19 protein-coding genes are annotated in these 17,264 nt (G+C 43.7%); 6 read left to right on the top strand and 13 right to left on the bottom strand.

The window, feature by feature from the left end; genetic code table 11:
* Positions 1-284 precede the first annotated feature (284 nt).
* Complete coding sequence (locus VHA01S_RS14245; protein WP_023405060.1) at positions 285-611, top strand: DUF2500 domain-containing protein; 327 nt, start codon at positions 285-287, stop codon at positions 609-611.
* An 88-nt stretch (positions 612-699) separates the two neighbouring features.
* Here the strand turns inward: VHA01S_RS14245 and VHA01S_RS14240 are convergent, their stop codons facing one another.
* The 6 genes from VHA01S_RS14240 to rhtB all read right to left on the bottom strand — a co-directional run bounded on the left by VHA01S_RS14240 (position 700) and on the right by rhtB (position 5,922).
* Positions 700-1,713 carry an acyltransferase gene (locus VHA01S_RS14240; RefSeq protein WP_023405059.1) on the bottom strand — a complete coding sequence of 338 codons (1,014 nt, stop codon included), beginning with the start codon at positions 1,711-1,713 and terminating at the stop codon, positions 700-702.
* A gap of 169 nt (positions 1,714-1,882) precedes the next feature.
* A complete protein-coding gene (arsJ, locus tag VHA01S_RS14235) occupies positions 1,883-3,106 on the bottom strand; it encodes an organoarsenical effux MFS transporter ArsJ (RefSeq protein WP_023405058.1) in 1,224 nt (407 codons plus the stop codon).
* 80 nt (positions 3,107-3,186) lie between these two features.
* Positions 3,187-3,684, bottom strand: a complete 498-nt coding sequence (locus VHA01S_RS14230) for a phosphatase domain-containing putative toxin (RefSeq protein ID WP_023405057.1) — start codon at positions 3,682-3,684, stop codon at positions 3,187-3,189.
* Between the two features lie 55 nt (positions 3,685-3,739).
* Positions 3,740-4,747, bottom strand: a complete 1,008-nt coding sequence (locus tag VHA01S_RS14225) for an ArsJ-associated glyceraldehyde-3-phosphate dehydrogenase (protein ID WP_023405056.1) — start codon at positions 4,745-4,747, stop codon at positions 3,740-3,742.
* Positions 4,748-4,795: 48 nt separating this feature from the next.
* A complete protein-coding gene (locus tag VHA01S_RS14220; RefSeq protein ID WP_039971041.1) occupies positions 4,796-5,131 on the bottom strand; it encodes a metalloregulator ArsR/SmtB family transcription factor in 336 nt (111 codons plus the stop codon).
* Between the two features lie 173 nt (positions 5,132-5,304).
* The gene (rhtB, locus tag VHA01S_RS14215; protein ID WP_023405054.1) at positions 5,305-5,922 is read right to left on the bottom strand and encodes a homoserine/homoserine lactone efflux protein; all 618 of its coding nucleotides are present in this window, start codon (positions 5,920-5,922) and stop codon (positions 5,305-5,307) included.
* A 69-nt stretch (positions 5,923-5,991) separates the two neighbouring features.
* Between rhtB and VHA01S_RS14210 the strand changes: the two genes are divergently transcribed.
* The 4 genes from VHA01S_RS14210 to VHA01S_RS14195 all read left to right on the top strand — a co-directional run bounded on the left by VHA01S_RS14210 (position 5,992) and on the right by VHA01S_RS14195 (position 9,551).
* A complete protein-coding gene (locus tag VHA01S_RS14210; RefSeq protein ID WP_023405053.1) occupies positions 5,992-6,969 on the top strand; it encodes an alpha/beta fold hydrolase in 978 nt (325 codons plus the stop codon).
* Between the two features lie 114 nt (positions 6,970-7,083).
* Complete coding sequence (locus VHA01S_RS14205) at positions 7,084-7,911, top strand: Cof-type HAD-IIB family hydrolase (protein ID WP_052029631.1); 828 nt, start codon at positions 7,084-7,086, stop codon at positions 7,909-7,911.
* A 33-nt stretch (positions 7,912-7,944) separates the two neighbouring features.
* Positions 7,945-8,964, top strand: coding sequence for a COG3650 family protein (locus VHA01S_RS14200; RefSeq protein ID WP_023405051.1), 1,020 nt, complete (start codon positions 7,945-7,947; stop codon positions 8,962-8,964).
* A complete protein-coding gene (locus tag VHA01S_RS14195; protein WP_023405050.1) occupies positions 8,964-9,551 on the top strand; it encodes a tRNA-uridine aminocarboxypropyltransferase in 588 nt (195 codons plus the stop codon). Before VHA01S_RS14200 ends, VHA01S_RS14195 begins: the two co-directional genes overlap by 1 nt.
* Positions 9,552-9,590: 39 nt before the next feature.
* Here VHA01S_RS14195 and VHA01S_RS14190 read toward each other — a convergent pair whose 3' ends face one another.
* The 6 genes from VHA01S_RS14190 to lptM are packed head-to-tail and all read right to left on the bottom strand — an operon-like array spanning position 9,591 to position 14,174.
* The gene (locus tag VHA01S_RS14190) at positions 9,591-10,307 is read right to left on the bottom strand and encodes an HAD-IA family hydrolase (protein ID WP_023405049.1); all 717 of its coding nucleotides are present in this window, start codon (positions 10,305-10,307) and stop codon (positions 9,591-9,593) included.
* Positions 10,307-11,227, bottom strand: a complete 921-nt coding sequence (gene xerC / locus VHA01S_RS14185) for a tyrosine recombinase XerC (RefSeq protein ID WP_023405048.1) — start codon at positions 11,225-11,227, stop codon at positions 10,307-10,309. The genes VHA01S_RS14190 and xerC overlap by 1 nt, the downstream gene beginning before the upstream one ends.
* Positions 11,208-11,909 carry a DUF484 family protein gene (locus VHA01S_RS14180; RefSeq protein WP_023405047.1) on the bottom strand — a complete coding sequence of 234 codons (702 nt, stop codon included), beginning with the start codon at positions 11,907-11,909 and terminating at the stop codon, positions 11,208-11,210. The genes xerC and VHA01S_RS14180 overlap by 20 nt, the downstream gene beginning before the upstream one ends.
* Positions 11,910-11,933: 24 nt before the next feature.
* A complete protein-coding gene (gene dapF, locus VHA01S_RS14175; RefSeq protein WP_023405046.1) occupies positions 11,934-12,764 on the bottom strand; it encodes a diaminopimelate epimerase in 831 nt (276 codons plus the stop codon).
* 9 nt (positions 12,765-12,773) lie between these two features.
* Positions 12,774-14,027, bottom strand: a complete 1,254-nt coding sequence (gene lysA, locus VHA01S_RS14170) for a diaminopimelate decarboxylase (protein ID WP_023405045.1) — start codon at positions 14,025-14,027, stop codon at positions 12,774-12,776.
* Between the two features lie 21 nt (positions 14,028-14,048).
* On the bottom strand, positions 14,049-14,174 hold the full coding sequence (lptM, locus tag VHA01S_RS18210) for an LPS translocon maturation chaperone LptM (protein WP_084309180.1): 126 nt from the start codon (positions 14,172-14,174) through the stop codon (positions 14,049-14,051).
* A gap of 72 nt (positions 14,175-14,246) precedes the next feature.
* Here lptM and cyaY point away from each other — a divergent pair, with 72 nt between their 5' ends.
* Positions 14,247-14,558: an iron donor protein CyaY gene (gene cyaY, locus VHA01S_RS14165; protein WP_023405044.1), complete on the top strand. Its 312-nt coding sequence runs from the start codon at positions 14,247-14,249 to the stop codon at positions 14,556-14,558.
* 14 nt (positions 14,559-14,572) lie between these two features.
* Here the strand turns inward: cyaY and VHA01S_RS14160 are convergent, their stop codons facing one another.
* Positions 14,573-17,098, bottom strand: coding sequence for a class I adenylate cyclase (locus VHA01S_RS14160; protein ID WP_023405043.1), 2,526 nt, complete (start codon positions 17,096-17,098; stop codon positions 14,573-14,575).
* Positions 17,099-17,264 lie beyond the last annotated feature (166 nt).

The following is a 17,264-nucleotide window of genomic DNA, read 5'->3' as shown; positions in this document are numbered from 1 at the left end:
AGTGTGATTGGTATTATCTTTTACTATTCTGTTAGTAAAATCGAGCAAGAGCGCTGATTATTGAACCTAAATCAAGCTTAGCAATAATTTCATTACTCTCACCTCACAAAATAAGACCTTTAGTTACAACTGTGGTTCAACTCACTTTGTGAGCTAATTACCATTTTTCATTGCAACTTCGCGCTCAGATCACGCTATTTCGTAAATAGTTCTATTAGCAAAAAAGGGCGGGCTACACTCTATAGCTAAAAATTCTATAGCGAATAGATAACAAGGAGACATATATGCCGATATCTCTATTTGTTTTGGTCGCGATTCTTGTTGCTACAGCAGCCTTCGCATTCAAATACATTTATAGTAAACACGTGCATGGCGTTGACGCACCAGAGCAAAAAGCGAGCGTGACCGTTATCGATAAACAAGCCATCGATATACCTGATGCACAGCCTGGAGAAGAACAAGAGTACTGGATTTACGTACAAAAAGGGCGTTTTGGGCCAAAGCGGGAATTTAAGGTCGGTGTTCACTACTATCATGCTTTATCACCGGGCAACCAAGGTGAATTGACCTATCAAGGTGACAAGTTCATGCACTTTGCCTTAAAAAGATAAAAAAATAAGAGCGTGCCTCTATCATTGAGACCGCTCTTATTTCTATATTCCTGTTATTTCTAGCGTACGCTTATTTCCGCCCTAGGAATTACGGCAGTAACCACGCGGTTTTTCTAGAACGAGAAACCAACCAGCTTAGCAGTAATGCGCCACCACCACTGACGATAATCCACAAGGGAATGGTCCAAGCTGGGTGCCCTTGCCCCCAACCTAACTCTTTCATCGGCCACAAGAAAATAGGGTGTAGGATATAAATACCAAGGCTGTGTGTGCTAATAAAACCGACAACTTTGTTGGCTTTCGCTGACAGTCCTTCACCATAATAACGACACAACATAAAGACCATGCTAGCAGCACATACTGTATTTAATGTCTTATACGACAACCAACGCCCATAAGTGTATTCATTTGCTTCTAAACTCAGTGACACCACTTGGTAAATGGTAATGGCAAAAGAGGCGACCCCAATCAACACAAAAAAGCTCACCACTGATTTAGTCAATGGCACTTTTTGGTACAGGATATAGCCAAGGGGCAATAAACCAGAGTAAAGCCATATTTGATTGCTCCACAAACCATCAATGCGCAGTAAAAATAGGGTACTGGTAATAAGCCACAACGCCGTGAGCGCATACAATGCTTGATCATCATAGCGACGCACAAATATCTGCACGAACGGGATAACAAAATACAGCGGGATGAAGTAATAAAAGAAACCTAGATGGTAGTAAGTGGCATGATCTAACCCTTCAATCAAGGTATCTTTGGCGTTAGTCGCATCAAAGCCATAACTGCTCCAACCCGATAAATACGCATAGAAAATTGACCAAACAATAAAAGGAACTAATACCTTTCCAAGGCGGCGTTTAACGTAATACTTAAACTCAAAAGGTCGTTTATCACTAAGCATTAACGCACCTGAGATGAGAATAAATACAGGCACTGCCCAACGACTCACGCTGTTAATACTTATTGCGGTAAACCATTCGTCAAATGGAATGACACCAAATTGATAGCGATAAGGGGCCAACACATGAATTGCGATGACAGCAATTGCAGCAACACATCTCGCAAGATCAAAAAACAAAACCCTTTGTCTCATTACAACACTTCCTTTTATTGTGCGACCAGTATCATAACAATAAAAAAGCTGATCAAGGATACCTTAATCAGCTTTTTTGTTTGTTTTTTCTAAAAATTTGCTGTTATAACAAGTATCTAGCTAAATAATGGCGATTATAAGCCTGCAACTAAAACAGACGAACTCAGCATTAAACGGGAGAGACTTGTGCAGCATGTCTCGGTAATTTTATTGAGATTAAGCTCGCTAACACAAGAAATGCAAACGACACCCAGAGACAAGCTGCAAAACCTGCTGTCTGGAAGACCCAGCCCGAAAGCACCGTACCGACAAGACGTCCCATCGCATTAGCCATGTAGTAAAAACCAACATCCATAGATACGCCATCACCTTTGGCATAGCTGACAATAAGATAAGAGTGCAATGATGAATTTACCGCAAAGATTGCGCCAAAAATCAACAAGCCACCCACTATCACAAGCTGAGGTTGCCAACCAATTTGTATTCCATACGCAATAGCACCTGTCACCACTGACAGCAATACAGCCCACAACAGCGCCGCTTTACCATCGGGTACCCTGCCCTGCACTTTGCCGGTAATTCTTGGAGCAATACCTTGCACAACACCGTACGCAATGACCCACAATGCAAGAAAACCGCCGACCATAGAGTGGTTCCAGCCAAACACACTACCTAGATAAATAGGCAGAGCTACAACAAACCATACATCACGTGCGCCAAATAAGAATAAGCGCGCGGCCGACAATACATTAATGCTTTCTGATTTAGAGAATAAGTGCTTAAACTTAGGCTTACTTTTCGCCTTACCCATGTCACTTTCTAACCAAACCAAGCTACCGATCAGAACAAAGAACAGTACCATTGCCATAGCCAGTACCGCTCCCTTGAAGCCTAATACTGACAGTAAAACGCCACCTAAAAAGAAACCCGCACCTTTTAAGGCATTTTTTGAGCCCGTTAAGATAGCAACCCACTTATACAAAGCCCCTTGCTTTTCATCAGGCACCAGAGTTTTGATGGCACTTTTGGCGCTCATTTTATTTAAGTCTTTTGCAATACCAGATAGAGCTTGCGCCGCCATCACCCAAGGTATGGTGAGCCATGCTTGTGGAACAGCGAGCATGACTAATGAGAATATTTGTATCGCTAAGCCTACATTCATGGTTCGGTTTAAACCAAGCCTTGCACCTAGCCAGCCTCCCACAAGGTTCGTTACCACACCAAAGAACTCATAAAACAAGAACAGAGAAGCGATCGCTAAACTACTGTACCCCAAGTCGTAAAAATACAGCACCACCAGCATACGCAAGGCACCGTCCGTCAGAGTGAAGTTCCAATAATTGAACGTCACCAACATGTACTGGCGAACACTTTTATCTAAAGTCGATAGCATAGGGATTGTCTCAAGAACTCTTTTTCATAATAAAGTGTGCCTTTATGGCAAAGACACACTAATACGACTTATAGGAAGAATTAATAGGTTTGTGCAAGAGCTTCGGCATAGTTAACCTGAATAGGCTTGCTAAATGCACCAGGGCGAAGTGTTTTCACTTCAGTGATTACTTTAGGCAATGACCAACCAAGCTCTAACAGAAGATTAGCAGCTAATAGACCAGTACGACCCGAGCCACCCATGCAGTGCATAGCAATTTTGCCACCATTGTTCACAATCTGGTGCAGCTCTGGGCTTACGCTCACCCACTGCTCGGCAAACTCATGGTCAGGAATACAGTCATCTTCAATCGGAAGGTGGAACCACTTTAAACCTAGTGCTTTGGTTTTTTCACCGAGCTCAAGGACGTTTTTATTAGTCATCTCTTCGACATTGATTGCCGTAACAATAGCTTCTACACCTTGCTCTTTAAGTTGTGCCAGAGATTCATCTAAACCCAGCTCTTTTGTCCCCGGACACGGAGTTAATACCAGCGCGGCGCCATTATCGATTAGCAATTCCCAAGTAGGATGTGTCATTTTATCTATTCCTCAATACAAGAGCACACCGAGGTATGCTCGTGAATTTAATTAATTATTTGTCAGCTAAACCAACTGTACGTACAAGCTCTGCGGTACGTGTCGCATAACCCATTTCGTTGTCATACCATGCGTAGATCTTCAGCATGCGAGTACCCACTACCATGGTAGATAGTCCATCAACGATGGTTGAGCGTTGATCACCTTTGTAATCAATCGACACTAGTGGGCGATCTTCAAAGCCTAAAATGCCTTTCAGTTCATTTTCTGAAGCTTCTTTGAGTAGAGCGTTAACTTCTTCGGCTGTCGTGTCGCGTTTCACGTCAAAAATGATGTCAGTAAGAGAAGCGTTCGCTAAAGGAACACGCACTGCATGGCCGTTAATCTTGTCTTTCAGCTCTGGGAAGATCTCAACGATTGCCGTCGCTGAACCGGTTGTCGTTGGAATCAAGCTCATGCCACATGCGCGAGCACGGCGTAAGTCTTTGTGTGGTGCATCCAAAATAGTTTGAGTATTAGTCAGATCATGAATGGTGGTGAATGCTGCTTGCTCAATACCTAATTTTTCATGAATCACTTTCACTACCGGTGCAATACAGTTAGTCGTACAAGAGGCTGCGGTAACAATTTTATGGATAGCAGGGTCAAAAATTTCGTCATTCACGCCGACTACGATATTGGCGATGCCTTCTTCTTTCACTGGTGCAGAAACCACGACTCGCTTCACGCCTTGCGCTAGGTATTTATTCAAGAACTGAGTCTTACGGTGCACACCTGTTGCTTCAATCACCACATCACAGCCAGACCAATCAACTGCATCGATATCGCGCTCTTGAGTGGTTTTTATTGCTTTGCCATTGATCAGCATATTAGTGCCATCTAAGGTCACTTCATGCTGCCAACGTCCTTGAATTGAATCGAACTCCAACAAATGAGCCAATGTTTTAGCATCACCTGCCACATCATTGATTTGTACAAATTCCACTTCAGGCCAATCAAATGAAGCTCTTAAAGCCAAACGACCGATGCGACCAAAGCCGTTGATACCGATTTTAATAGTCATGTTCTATCCTTTACTCTCACGTTGTTAATGAGTATTTAAAATTGCAAATCACACACAGGACTTATCGTCTATGTGCACTAATCTTTGGGTATCTTCTTGATATTGTTCTTTCAGGCAATTTGAATCACGTAAGCCATCAATCACCTTCCTAGCCCAGCCAGGAATATCTGTGGCGATATGGTAGTAAACCCATTGCCCTCGTCGTTCATCCACTAATACACCCGACTGTCGCATTTGCGCTAAGTGACGAGACACCTTCGGTTGACTCTCTTGCAACGCATGAGTCAACTCACACACGCACAAGCCACCTTCACGAGCAATCAACAATAGGCAACGTAAACGCGTTTCATCTGCAAGTAGTTTAAAAAATTGATGAGGCAACATTATGACAACCAATAACCATATACGAATATCCATATACACTAGCCAAAAAAAAGACACCAGCAAGCCAAACTCGCCGATGTCACAAAAGATTCATGTTACGAAATATGAATGTCACTCTCGATTATTGAGTGACATTCGATAGCCTTTAGCCTTTAGCCTTTAGCCTTTAGCCTTTAGCCTTTAGCCGCGGCAAGTAAAACACCACAACCAATAAACATGGAGCCAAACACTTTATTCAGCTTTCCTATCACTTTATCTGAGCGGATAAAATTGCCCATTTGTGAGGCAAGGCCGGTATAGCCCAGCATCACCATGCCATCAATAGCAATAGTTGTTACACCCAGAATTAGTAGTTGCGGAAGGTGTGGCAACTCTGGGTTGATAAATTGCGGAAATAACGCCACGAGAAACACAATCGATTTTGGGTTAGTCAGGTTGATAAAAATCCCTTGTTTTAATAAACGACTTTTTGATACTTGCTCATGATTTTCGACCAACTTAAAGCTTTTGCTATCTCGCCATTTTTGAATGCCAAGCCAGATTAAATACGCAACACCAATCCACTTAATCACAGTAAAGGCAACTGCCGACTGAGCTACCAATGCTCCAATGCCCGCTCCGACTAATACAATATGAAAAAGTAATCCTAACTGCAGACCTACAATTGCCGATAACGATTTACGCATGCCATAGTTAATCCCATTCGCAATTGAGTTTACCGTGCCTGACCCTGGTGCTAGGCTAAAAATAACTGCAGTGGCGACGTATGCCAACCAAATTTTCAACTCCATATTAGTCCCTATATTCACTATCATTTTAGGATGTTATGCTGTTTGTAACGTGAACAGGAAACAAATGCAATGTCAAAAAATGCGATAGATGTCTGCACCCAAGAAGCTGACTACGAATATCAAATGAAATACCCGATAGCGAGTTTCTGGGATAACCGACAGCAAGGTTACACGGAAGGAAAAAACAACAAAAAACTCTATTGGATCAGTCTCACATCACCGCTACACAGCAAAGCTATCCTGATGGTCAACGGACGAACTGAAAGTGTTTGTCGTTATCAAGAGTTGTTTTATGACCTATTTAAGCAAGGCTTTGATATCTACTCTTACGACCATCGCGGTCAAGGTATGTCTGAGCGATTGCTAGATGATCCGCAAATGGGGCATGTCGATAATTTTCAAGATTACGTTGAAGATCTAGAAACTGTCGTGCAGCAATTTAATTTTAATCGCTATAGCCGCCGATTTATTCTTGGTCACTCTATGGGTGGCGCAATCTCAACACGCTACATCCAAACTCAGCACTCGCACCCATTCCATGCCATTGCCTTAAGCGCCCCTATGTTTGGGATTAAAATGCCCTCTCCACTAAAGGCCGTCGTTAAACCTTTGTGTAAGACTTTCATTCGCTGGAGCAAGCAACCTCACTACGCATTGGGACAAACGGCTTATCAAAAGAAACCGTTTAAAGACAATAATCTCAGCACCTGCAAATTAAGGTATGAATGGTCGACAAATCTGTTTGAACAAACCGAGCAAATTCAAATGGGCGGCCCAACCTCACACTGGGTCTGGCAAGGTGTTATTGGCTCAGAGAAATGCGTAAAAGAGGCACAGCAGATTAATGTTCCTTTGCTTCTTATCCAGCCAAGTTTAGATACCGTGGTTGACAACAACGCCCAAAATCAATTTATCGCGCAGCTAAGTAAAGTCCGCCAAGATGCGGTGCTAGTACCGATTGCTGATGCTAAGCATGAGGTGCTCGTCGAACAAGATCATGCAAGAAACCAAGCTTTAGACGCTGTTTTGGGATTTTTTGAGCAATGAGTCGACTAAATTAAAAAAGAGGAAAATAAGAAAAGAGGAAAGCATGGTTTACCCTCTTTCTTATTTTATGAATAACGTACTATACAAACGATCCTGAAAATATAAGAAAAGGGTATAACCTTGAATAACTCTGCTTTTGAAAACATTACTATTGTCGCCTCTGATTTAGATGGCACACTTTTGGCCCCCGACCACCAGCTCTCTGAAATGACCAAGCAGACTTTAAAACAACTGCATGAGCAAGGTTATACTTTTATTTTTGCGACCGGCCGTCACCATATAGACGTTGCCTATATCCGCGAAAACTCGGGGATTCCCGCTTATATGATCACCTCTAATGGTGCTCGCGTACACGATATCAATAACAACTTAATGTACAGCCAAAACGTTGACTCTAAGTTGGTACAACCCGTGATTGATATTATTCGTCAAGATCCAGAGATCATCATTCACATCTACCAAGATGACCAATGGTGGGTTAACCAGATCGACGAACATCTGTTGTCTTTTAGTAAATCTTCAGGCTTTGCATTTCGTCAGTTTGATGACAAAAATGCCCCCAAAGATGGCGTAGCCAAAGTCTTCTTTACTCATGAGAGTCATGAGTACTTAAGCACCTTTGAAGATAAGCTAAACAAAGAGTTTGGCAATGAGCTTAATGTGGCTTTCTCGACGCCTTGGTGTCTTGAAGTAATGCAGGGCGAAGTGTCTAAAGGGCTGGCATTGCAAGCGGTAGCAGAAAGTTTGGGTAAAGATCTCTCTAACTGTATTGCGTTTGGTGATGGAATGAATGACGCTGAAATGCTGGCGATGGCAGGCATGGGTAAAGTCATGCAAACCGCGCATGCTAAAGTAAAAGCGGCGCTACCAAACAATGAAGTGATTGGCAGCAATGAAGATGACGCTGTGGCTCACTATCTTCTTGAGCACCTGTTAAGATAAGCATTAAATTCATCGCCCATCACAGGCTAGATAATGAAAAAATGCACACTACTTTCTGTTATTAGTTCTATGGTTTTGCTCGGTTGTAGTAGCACCGAGCCACCACAATCCTCGGCGAGCACAGCCGAAAGTAATGTGCTGTCCACACAACCTCTGATACCGGACACAGAAGCCCCAGCGCGCGTGCTCCTGCGTGGTGAGATTATGATTGGACATGAATCGCGCACCATACACCCCTGCAATAGCAACGCAACCTACTGGCTAGAACTGCCTACGCAGGTTCGCACTGCCGCAGAATCCATGACCACTAAACCGAATCAGGCGATGTATGCTGAAGTATTCGGTTGTTTTGAGCCTGCCACCAGCGGTTTTGCACAGCAGTTTGGTAGTAAGTTTGTGGTCACTGAATTTAACGTTATCAGCACCGAAAACAGCAATCGCTGCCAACAACCCCCCCGAGAAGCAAGAGCTTTTGGCAATGAGCCATCATGGTCAGCCGATGTTTCAGAAGGCGCTATCGAGCTGTCTCAGTTAGGTAAAGAGACTCTGCATTTACCTGTGGTGAATTTAGAACAAAACCTCAGCGAATCACGCTATAGCCTTACCCAAGGACAACTCGTTATTCGTCCACAAATGTGCCGCGATACGATGAGCGATTCTATTTACGGATGGACAGCGCAACTGCAAGTTGCCGATCGCAGCTTTAGTGGCTGTTATAACGACTCTAGCTACCCTAGCGATCAAGTTGCTGGCACTTATAGTCAATCTATCGACAACAGCACTTTGCTCACCCTAACCCTATCCGCTGATCATCGAGCCGAAAGCCGTTATTCTTATAACGATGGAAGCCAAGATGTGGTTGAACAAGGTCACTGGCAGACATTAAACAGCGATTTAATCCAAGTGACCTCTGTCACCTATCAAGGACAGCAGATCATTGCCGTACGCGACTTTGAGCTTAAAGGGGATACCTTATCTACTCAATATGAAACCATCAATGGCGCAACTTACCCATTAACCAATGATGGTTTAAACCTGAAAAAGGCTCAGTAATGGCTTGTGCTGTTTGTGGCTTCAAGCACCACTGTTTGTGCGAGCAGTTTCCCTCATTTGAACACCCAATACAGATGGCATTACTGTGCCACCCAAATGAGCTAAAACGAGCAACAAATACCGGTAAGCTGTTGTTAAATGCCCTGCCCAATGCCCAGCAGTTTCTCTGGAGCCGCACTAATCCCGCTCCAGAGTTACTCGATCTCATAGCCAGTCACCCTAACCCTGTGCTGTTATTTCCCAGTGAGCATAGTCAGGTACTTGAAGCGTATAGCACAGAGCAAAGCGCATCACAGTCATTAGCGCCTCGCCTGTACATTGTGCTGGATGCAACTTGGCAAGAAGCGAAGAAAATGTGGCGACAAAGCCCTTGGTTGCAAGCGCTGCCGCAATATCATTTACAAGCATCCAGCCTCTCTAACTACAGCCTGCGCAGAAACCAAAATGACGGTAATCTGTGTACTTGTGAGGTGGGGATAGAGCTAATGCGTTTAGAGGGGTTAGAGAGCCAAGCCGAACAGCTGACTGAGTTTTTAGACTATTATCTGCAAGTATTCCAAGCTGATCGTAGTGGTCACGCACTTTAGACCACGCCCTTTAAGTCACGCACTTTAAAAGCGCATCATCTAAATAAAATGCAGCAATTGCTCGATACGATTAATCTCTACATCGGGCATAACGGTTGCTTTTGATTGTAGCTTGATATCTATAGCAGAATCATTAAACCAAGCCGCCTGAAAACTGGCAGCTTTTGCGCCCATAACATCTGTTTGTAGATGATCCCCAATATGTAATATGGAGTGAGCAGGTGTATTTAATACCTTAGATGCTTTCACAAACATATCGGCGTTAGGTTTCGCCGCGCCATCAGGGCCCGCTTTAAAAGTGGCGCAGAAGTAATCTTGTAAGCCAATGCGCTGCACATCAACATTGCCGTTGGTAATCGCAACCAATGGTAATCTTTGTGCGAGCACTTCTAGCGTGCGGAAGGTTTGCTCTGGGATATCGACTCTATTTCGTAACAGAGTCACTTGTTGCATGGTCTGCTCAATGGCCTCTGCTTGGCTTGTGCCTATGATTCCAATGGCAGCAAAAGCAAACCCTAACTGAGTCTCTCTTGCCACGGTCACATCATGTCGACAGCGCTCACTACTGCGCAATGCTTGTTGCTTAAACCTTTTCCAATCTTGTTCATCAAAAGCCGATAACGGTGGAAAAGAGTCCACCAGCCAAAGTCGTAAGTCTCGCTCTAATCGCTTAATCACTGGATGATTGTCATACAAAGTATCATCAAGGTCGAAAGTCATTGCTTGCACTGTATTTAAGCTTCGATAAAAACGCATTACGACTCCGGTTTCTTCTTCGCTCTAGGGTGAGCTTTATCATAGGCTTGCGCTAAATGCTGAAAGTCTAAGTGAGTGTACACTTGCGTAGTTGATAGGCTTTCGTGTCCTAACATCTCTTGTACCGCACGCAAGTTACCACTAGATTCCAAAATATGAGTAGCGAAGGAGTGCCTCAGTTTGTGCGGAGTAATGTGGCTAGTCACCCCCTGCTTAATGCCCCATTCAGACATACGCTTTTGCACATTCCGATGCGAGATCCGAGTGCCTCGTTTGGAAATAAATAACGCCTCTTGTTCCTCTTTTAACAGCAACGGGCGCACTTTTAGCCAGTGCAGTATCCAACGTTTCGCTTCACCACTAAAAGGGACGATTCGTTCTTTATCGCCTTTACCAATCACGCGAATTTCTCCGCGATCACCCTGTACGCTTTTCACGTTCAGTTGGATCAGTTCAGAAAGACGCATCCCCGTTCCATACATAAGCTCCATAATCGCTCGATCACGAATGGATAGCGGATCATCCATGTTGATGTCTAGCAGTTGCCCTGCTTCATCAACATCAAGATTTTTCGGCAGTCGCTTATGATTTCTTGGTGTGCTGACCCCTTTAGCAGGGTTTGCCGACAGTTCACCTTTTAGCACTAGATAATCTAAAAAGCTGCGCAAACAGGACAATCGAGTGGCCAAGCTATTCGGTTTTAGTCCTTCTCTGGAGCCTTTGGCCGCAATTTGTCTCACCCAAGCAATATCCAGTTGTTGCCAACTTTGCACACCAAAACTCACCAGTTGTGAGGCGATAATAGTCAGCTGATTTTGGTAATTGCTCTGGGTGTGTTCGCTCATTCCTTTTTCGCTATTGAGATAAGTAATGAACGCATCGATCCAAGTTTGATAGGTGTTAGGAATGTGGTTGGACATGCAGCGTTTGAACCTTCTGCCATTGTAAATTTGTAAGTTGCTGAGCAACAACCATCGCTAGGTGGCTTAAGTATAATGTATCTTGGCTTGGCTGATAGCGCCCGCCATCTTCGCTACAAAAACACAAAAAGCCTTCTAAGCTTGGATGCTCAAAAGACAGAACCGCATACGATCCTAGCTCTGAAACTGGCGTACCTTGGGTAAAGATTAACTCACGATCACTGCGTTTCAAACGGCCAAGATAGGCCCCTCGTTCCGCCAAATTCTGCGTTTTGAATTTTGACCAGTCTTGTGGGTTTATTTGCAGTTGCGAACTAACGTGTCCGACAACACCCACGACAACAGTAAGCTCAAGCTGTTGTGCCTTTTTTTCTAAAGCACTGATCACCTGTTCGCCAGACTTTGCCAATAAAATGCGCTTTTCTAACTGCATAAAATGACGAAAGATACGGTCATTGCGACTGGCTAAGGTCATTAGCTCATTTTTTTGCTTTTCTAATGCCTGAATTTGTTCACGCTGACGGCCAAGTTTCAACTCAAACAAAGAGACCGTCCCCTCTCGATGATGCGGCACGCTCATAGAATCAATCAGGTGTTCTCTACCCACAAAAAAATCAGGGTTATCTAACAAGTACTGCTCTATATCTAGAGCAGTAAATAGTTCTTTGGCTGTTGAATCCAAGGTAATTCCTTATATCACTATGAGTTAACAGCTAATCTGTCCATCAAAGACATGCGTAGCGCTACCCGTCATGAACAATGGCTGTCCTGGCCCTGCCCATTCAATTTTTAGTTTTCCGCCAGTTAAGCTCACTTCAACATGTTCATTTAAAGCGCCTTGCAGAATACCAACCGCAACCGCAGCACACGCACCGCTACCACAAGCTTGGGTTTCACCTGCGCCACGTTCGTAAACTCGCAGAGCAATTTTGTTGCGATCGACAATTTGCATAAAGCCTACATTCACTCGCTCAGGGAAACGCTCATGCGATTCCAGTAGCGGACCTAGCTCTTCTACTTTAGCCGTTGCAACATCATCTACTACGGTTACGACATGCGGGTTGCCCATGCTTACAGAGCCACAGAACAAGGTGTGTTGACCTGCTCGTAATATATACGTTTTCTCTTTTTGCTTAGCCTTAAAAGGAATCTTACTTGGCTCAAACTCTGGTATGCCCATGTTGACTCGAACTTGATCATCATCGGCTAATTTAAGCAGCATTTTCCCTTTTTTAGTACTGACACGGATGCTGTACTTATTAGTTAAGCCTTTCATGGAAACAAAACGAGCAAAACAGCGCGCGCCGTTGCCACACTGTTCTACTTCTGAACCATCGGCATTGAAAATTCGGTAGTGGAAGTCGGTTTCTGGATCATAAGGTGCTTCTACAACTAAAAGTTGGTCAAAACCAACTCCTGTGTGGCGATCAGCAAGACGACGTATCAGCTCCGGCGAGAAAAAAATATTTTGAGTGATACAGTCAACAACCATAAAGTCGTTGCCTAGTCCGTGCATTTTAGAAAAATGGAAATGCATGCTGTTCAATTACTCCGGTAGTGTGCTTTCGAGTTGCCATAAACTTTCAACGCTTTCACGTTGGCGAACAAGATGCATGCTTTCTCCGTCGACCATAACTTCAGCCACGCGTGGGCGAGAATTATAGTTAGAAGACATAGTAAAGCCGTAAGCACCTGCTGAACGCACAGCTAACAGATCATTTTGCTCAAGAACCAAATTACGATCTTTACCTAAGAAGTCACCGGTTTCGCACACAGGACCTACTAAGTCATAAGTAATCGCTTCACCTTGGCGTGGACGTAAAGGAACAATATCTTGCCATGCTTGATATAGCGCAGGGCGCATAAGATCGTTCATTGCCGCATCAATAATGGCAAAGTTTTTGTGTTCCGTATGTTTAAGGAACTCAACTTTGGTCAGCAATACACCAGCATTAGCGGCAATAGCTCGGCCCGGTTCAAATATCAGCTCGATATCTGGATGATTACCCAAACGAGCCAACAGTGCTTTCGCATAATCGGAAGGTTGCGGAGGCATTTCATCACGATAGACCACACCTAGACCACCACCCACATCAAGGTGCTTAATATTTACGCCTTGCGCTTTTAGGTTGTCAATGAGACCTAACAAGCGATCAACAGCATCGATAAATGGGTCAATGTCGGTTAACTGAGAGCCAATGTGGCAATCAATACCAACAACATTTAGGTGCGGCATTTTTTGTGCGACTTGATACACACGTGGCGCTTGCTCAAATGCAATACCAAACTTGTTGTCACGCAAGCCTGTTGAAATATATGGGTGAGTTTTGGCATCCACATTAGGGTTAATACGTAAAGAAACAGGGGCGACTGCACCACACTCTCCTGCCACCTGATTGATTCGTTCTAATTCAGGTTCAGACTCAACATTAAAGCACTTAATTTTTAGCTCTAATGCTCGTTTAATCTCTTGCGCTGTTTTCCCTACACCAGAAAAAACCACTTTTGATGGATCGCCGCCAGCGGCAACCACACGTTCTAACTCACCAAGAGAAACAATATCAAAACCAGAACCTAAGCGAGCCAACGCATTGAGCACACCCAGATTAGAGTTCGCTTTTACTGCGTAACATACTAAATGAGGAAATTCGCCCACAGATTGATCAAATGCTTTCCAATGGCGTTCTAAAGTAGCGCGAGAATACACGTAGGTTGGAGTACCAAATTGCTCTGCGACTTGAGTGAGGGAGACACCTTCAGCCCATAGCTGACCATCTTCCTTGTAGTTAAAATAATCCAAGATTCTTTCCTTACTTCTGTTCTACTGTGCTGGCTGCTCAGGCGTATCCTGCCCAGCATCTTGCGGCATATATAGAGGACCGGTTTGACCACAACCGGCTAGAAACAATGTCGAGCCTAAACACAATAGCGAGATAATTTTTTTCATGATGATGTTAATGATATATTAATCTTACCTCTATAATCGCACCACAATTAATAAAAGCAATAGGAACTATGCATGAAGGACAGTGAGTTTCACCAATTGGCGGATGAACAACTACAAAATATTGAGCAAGCGATTGAAGAATCTGGGGCTGATATCGACTTTGAGACGTCTGGAAACGTCATGACTTTGGAGTTTGAAGATAGAACGCAGATCATCATCAACAAGCAAGAACCTATGCGTGAGATCTGGCTTGCTTCTAAATCAGGAGGCTATCATTTCTCTTTGCAAGACGGAGCTTGGGTATGCTCTAAGACAGGCGCAGAGCTATTAACAGTAGTAAAAGCAGAATGTGAGAAACAGGCAGATGAAGAGATAGAGTGGTAATACTCTACCTCTGATTAACAGGCACCGACCACAGCAGAAGGTGTTGAGCGGAACTCACTATCACTGCGATACGGCACGATAAAGCTCTCTTTATCGTGCTGATGGATAATTTGATAATACTGCGGAAGGTTAAAGTTCGCCTTTTCTCCCTCAACATTTAAATCGTTGGTATAGAAATTATTGATTTCGCCAACCACTTCATTCTTATCCAAACCATACCTATGATAAGCCTCAGAAGCATTGCTTTCATCCAGTACATAGATGTTAAAGCCACCTTCGGTATCTTCAAAGAAGAACTGAATTAGACCTTCACTGGCAAAACTATCAATGATATCTGGCAAAGAGAAATCATTCTCTTTATTCAGTTTTTCTAACGGTGAGCCCGTCAGTTTATTAGTGGAAATACTTTGATAGAAATCCACAGAGTTTTCTAAGGTTTGTATTGATACGCCGCGACGCTCAAAGAACAAACCGTACATTTTACTTCCCACACCGATAGCTTTAAAACGACGACGTTTCTCTTGCTCGACGGGTTTTAAACGAAGCTCAATACACTCAGCTAATAGCTGATAAACGGTATTACGCATCAATCCACGGAAGTTTTTGCTATAGCTAAACACATCTACAGATTCGGGATGCAACGCATCTTGGTGCATCTTGCCCAAAATGGTTTTTAGCGCATCCAAAATACTGGTCTCTCCGCGGAAATGCAGAGTACGCACTTCATGCCAAGAGTTACGATAAACCAAATCAACACTGCCAATCATGCTAGAACTGTCTTTGCCACACGAAAACAGATTGACGTTACGGCTGTCTTTTTTAGCTTGGCGTGAACTAAGTTTGGCTGTGGGATCATCTTCCAAGTTGATAAACATCACCAACTGACTGATCTCACAAGGACTGGCCAAAGCTTCCATGGTTGGACGTCGTTTACGCAACGAGAAGGTATTTCTTAGGTCACTCACCATCTGATAAAGCTTGTCGATATCGATATCAGCACTACGCACTACAGAGTGCAAACGCGTCGACTCAGTAATTAGGCCGTTAAAAAACGCCCAAGCAACCAGTTTACTTAACGAGGTGTGATGCTCAATAGGTGACTGACCAATGATACGTTCCGCTTTTAATGGCTGTTTGTATAAATACCAACCTTGCGGATTACTGCGCCCTTCTTCCACCTGAATAAAGCTCAAATCTGGCTCATGTAGATCAGGGGATATTTGTTGGCTTAATAGCGTCACCTTGCCAGGTAACACCTCAAAAGCGGCATACAGTTTACGCGCTAAAATAGAGATATCTTGTGGACTAATCACCGAGGTGATGTCATTACGACGCGCAAATTGGATTAAGTTGCGGTAGCTTTCCATCAGAGCATCAAGCAGGTTGTGATGCACAACCTTAACGCGCTCTACTTTCCAGTGTCTGCGTGTATCAAGCTCTTGAATATCATGCTTGCTCCAACCCCAACTAGAAGTCATCTGCTGCATCACTTCACGACGCCAAGGCACTGAACCTAATTTAGGTTCTTGTGATAGCTTCTCGTGTGTTTTCAAATAGAAACAGCGACGTACTAGATCTAGACGCGTTTGGTCACCGATTTTCTTCAGGTATCCGGTTACTTTTTCTAGCATACCGTAGTAGGTATCAGCGCTACAAAGCTCTGGATCTTCGTTAAAAAAGCGACGTTTAGTTTCAATACTTAACAGTTCTGTTTGAGGGTACTCCCACGAGTAAGCTTCAAGCAAAATCGCTTTTAATACAGATTTATAAGGTGAATCGATGCTTTTGAATAGTTGCCAAAGACTAGAGCCAAAATACTCTTCTGCTGGGATCTTATTCAGTTGGCCAAAATCAAGCCACTGCGAACAATCAAGATCGCCACTTAGGCACAACTGTGCAACATACTGGTCGTAGTCTTCGTCTATTTCGGGAGGAACGATACTCCACAATAAGCGTTGCCCCGCCATGCGCATGGCAGAACGATAAAATTCATCCAGTAACAACATGTGCTGAGAAGAACCGCAGTTCTCACCAGTCATGGCTTCACTTTTGTTTGATACTTTGAAGCGCTGATCATCCATTAGGAAGAAGTTAGCTTCAACGCCTTGCTGTTGTGCCCACTCGGTAACGCTTAAACATTTATTTGCTAATACGCTACGTTTTTTAGCCGACATTTGTGGGGAAATACAAACCCAAATATCCAAGTCACTGGTTAGACTCTGCCCAATGGAAGAGGTACTACCCATGGTATAAAGAGCAAGTATATCAATACCTTCCGTTTCATATACTTCTTCGCCACAAGCACGAACAGCAGTATCAAGGAAGTTTTTTTGGTCAGCATTCGGCGAGAAATCGAAAATACCTTGAGGTACGTCGCCAGAAGTATAAGCAGGAAGAGCAGGATTGTTGTAATGCAGTAATAGCGGGATGAGAGAGAATACGTGTTGACCCTGAGCATCCATCATACCTAGAGCACGGTTTTTACGCTGTTCGTTCAGCGTGTCGAGTCTAGTAATTAATGTACGAATGTCTGTCTGCAAGTCAACTTCCCAACTATAGAAATGAAAATAGTGAGTGATGTAATTTCACACAAAAACCCCACAAAACGTGAGCAATCTAACACTTTTTGGGGTGTAGGTAAAGAAAATCACCTACTCCTAGCATTTAGTAACAATTAACAAGCAGGAAGAATAACTGAAAGTGATA

This window comes from Vibrio halioticoli NBRC 102217 (assembly GCF_000496695.1).
In the GTDB taxonomy this organism is placed as follows: Bacteria; Pseudomonadota; Gammaproteobacteria; order Enterobacterales; family Vibrionaceae; genus Vibrio; species Vibrio halioticoli.
The sequence above is the reverse complement of the archived record's forward strand: the minus strand, read 5'-3'. Positions and strand labels throughout refer to the sequence as shown.

Excerpts from the sequence above, each read along its gene's own strand:
- VHA01S_RS14210 (WP_023405053.1), top strand. The coding sequence starts at position 5,992 with ATGTCAAAAAATGCGATAGATGTCTGCACCCAAGAAGCTGACTACGAA.
- rhtB (WP_023405054.1), bottom strand. The coding sequence starts at position 5,922 with ATGGAGTTGAAAATTTGGTTGGCATACGTCGCCACTGCAGTTATTTTT.
- xerC (WP_023405048.1), bottom strand. The coding sequence starts at position 11,227 with ATGTCCAACCACATTCCTAACACCTATCAAACTTGGATCGATGCGTTC.
- VHA01S_RS14230 (WP_023405057.1), bottom strand. The coding sequence starts at position 3,684 with ATGACACATCCTACTTGGGAATTGCTAATCGATAATGGCGCCGCGCTG.
- dapF (WP_023405046.1), bottom strand. The coding sequence starts at position 12,764 with ATGCATTTCCATTTTTCTAAAATGCACGGACTAGGCAACGACTTTATG.
- VHA01S_RS14225 (WP_023405056.1), bottom strand. The coding sequence starts at position 4,747 with ATGACTATTAAAATCGGTATCAACGGCTTTGGTCGCATCGGTCGTTTG.
- lptM (WP_084309180.1), bottom strand. The coding sequence starts at position 14,174 with ATGAAAAAAATTATCTCGCTATTGTGTTTAGGCTCGACATTGTTTCTA.
- VHA01S_RS14220 (WP_039971041.1), bottom strand. The coding sequence starts at position 5,131 with ATGTTGCCTCATCAATTTTTTAAACTACTTGCAGATGAAACGCGTTTA.
- VHA01S_RS14190 (WP_023405049.1), bottom strand. The coding sequence starts at position 10,307 with ATGCGTTTTTATCGAAGCTTAAATACAGTGCAAGCAATGACTTTCGAC.
- cyaY (WP_023405044.1), top strand. The coding sequence starts at position 14,247 with ATGAAGGACAGTGAGTTTCACCAATTGGCGGATGAACAACTACAAAAT.
- arsJ (WP_023405058.1), bottom strand. The coding sequence starts at position 3,106 with ATGCTATCGACTTTAGATAAAAGTGTTCGCCAGTACATGTTGGTGACG.
- VHA01S_RS14200 (WP_023405051.1), top strand. The coding sequence starts at position 7,945 with ATGAAAAAATGCACACTACTTTCTGTTATTAGTTCTATGGTTTTGCTC.
- VHA01S_RS14240 (WP_023405059.1), bottom strand. The coding sequence starts at position 1,713 with ATGAGACAAAGGGTTTTGTTTTTTGATCTTGCGAGATGTGTTGCTGCA.
- VHA01S_RS14195 (WP_023405050.1), top strand. The coding sequence starts at position 8,964 with ATGGCTTGTGCTGTTTGTGGCTTCAAGCACCACTGTTTGTGCGAGCAG.
- VHA01S_RS14245 (WP_023405060.1), top strand. The coding sequence starts at position 285 with ATGCCGATATCTCTATTTGTTTTGGTCGCGATTCTTGTTGCTACAGCA.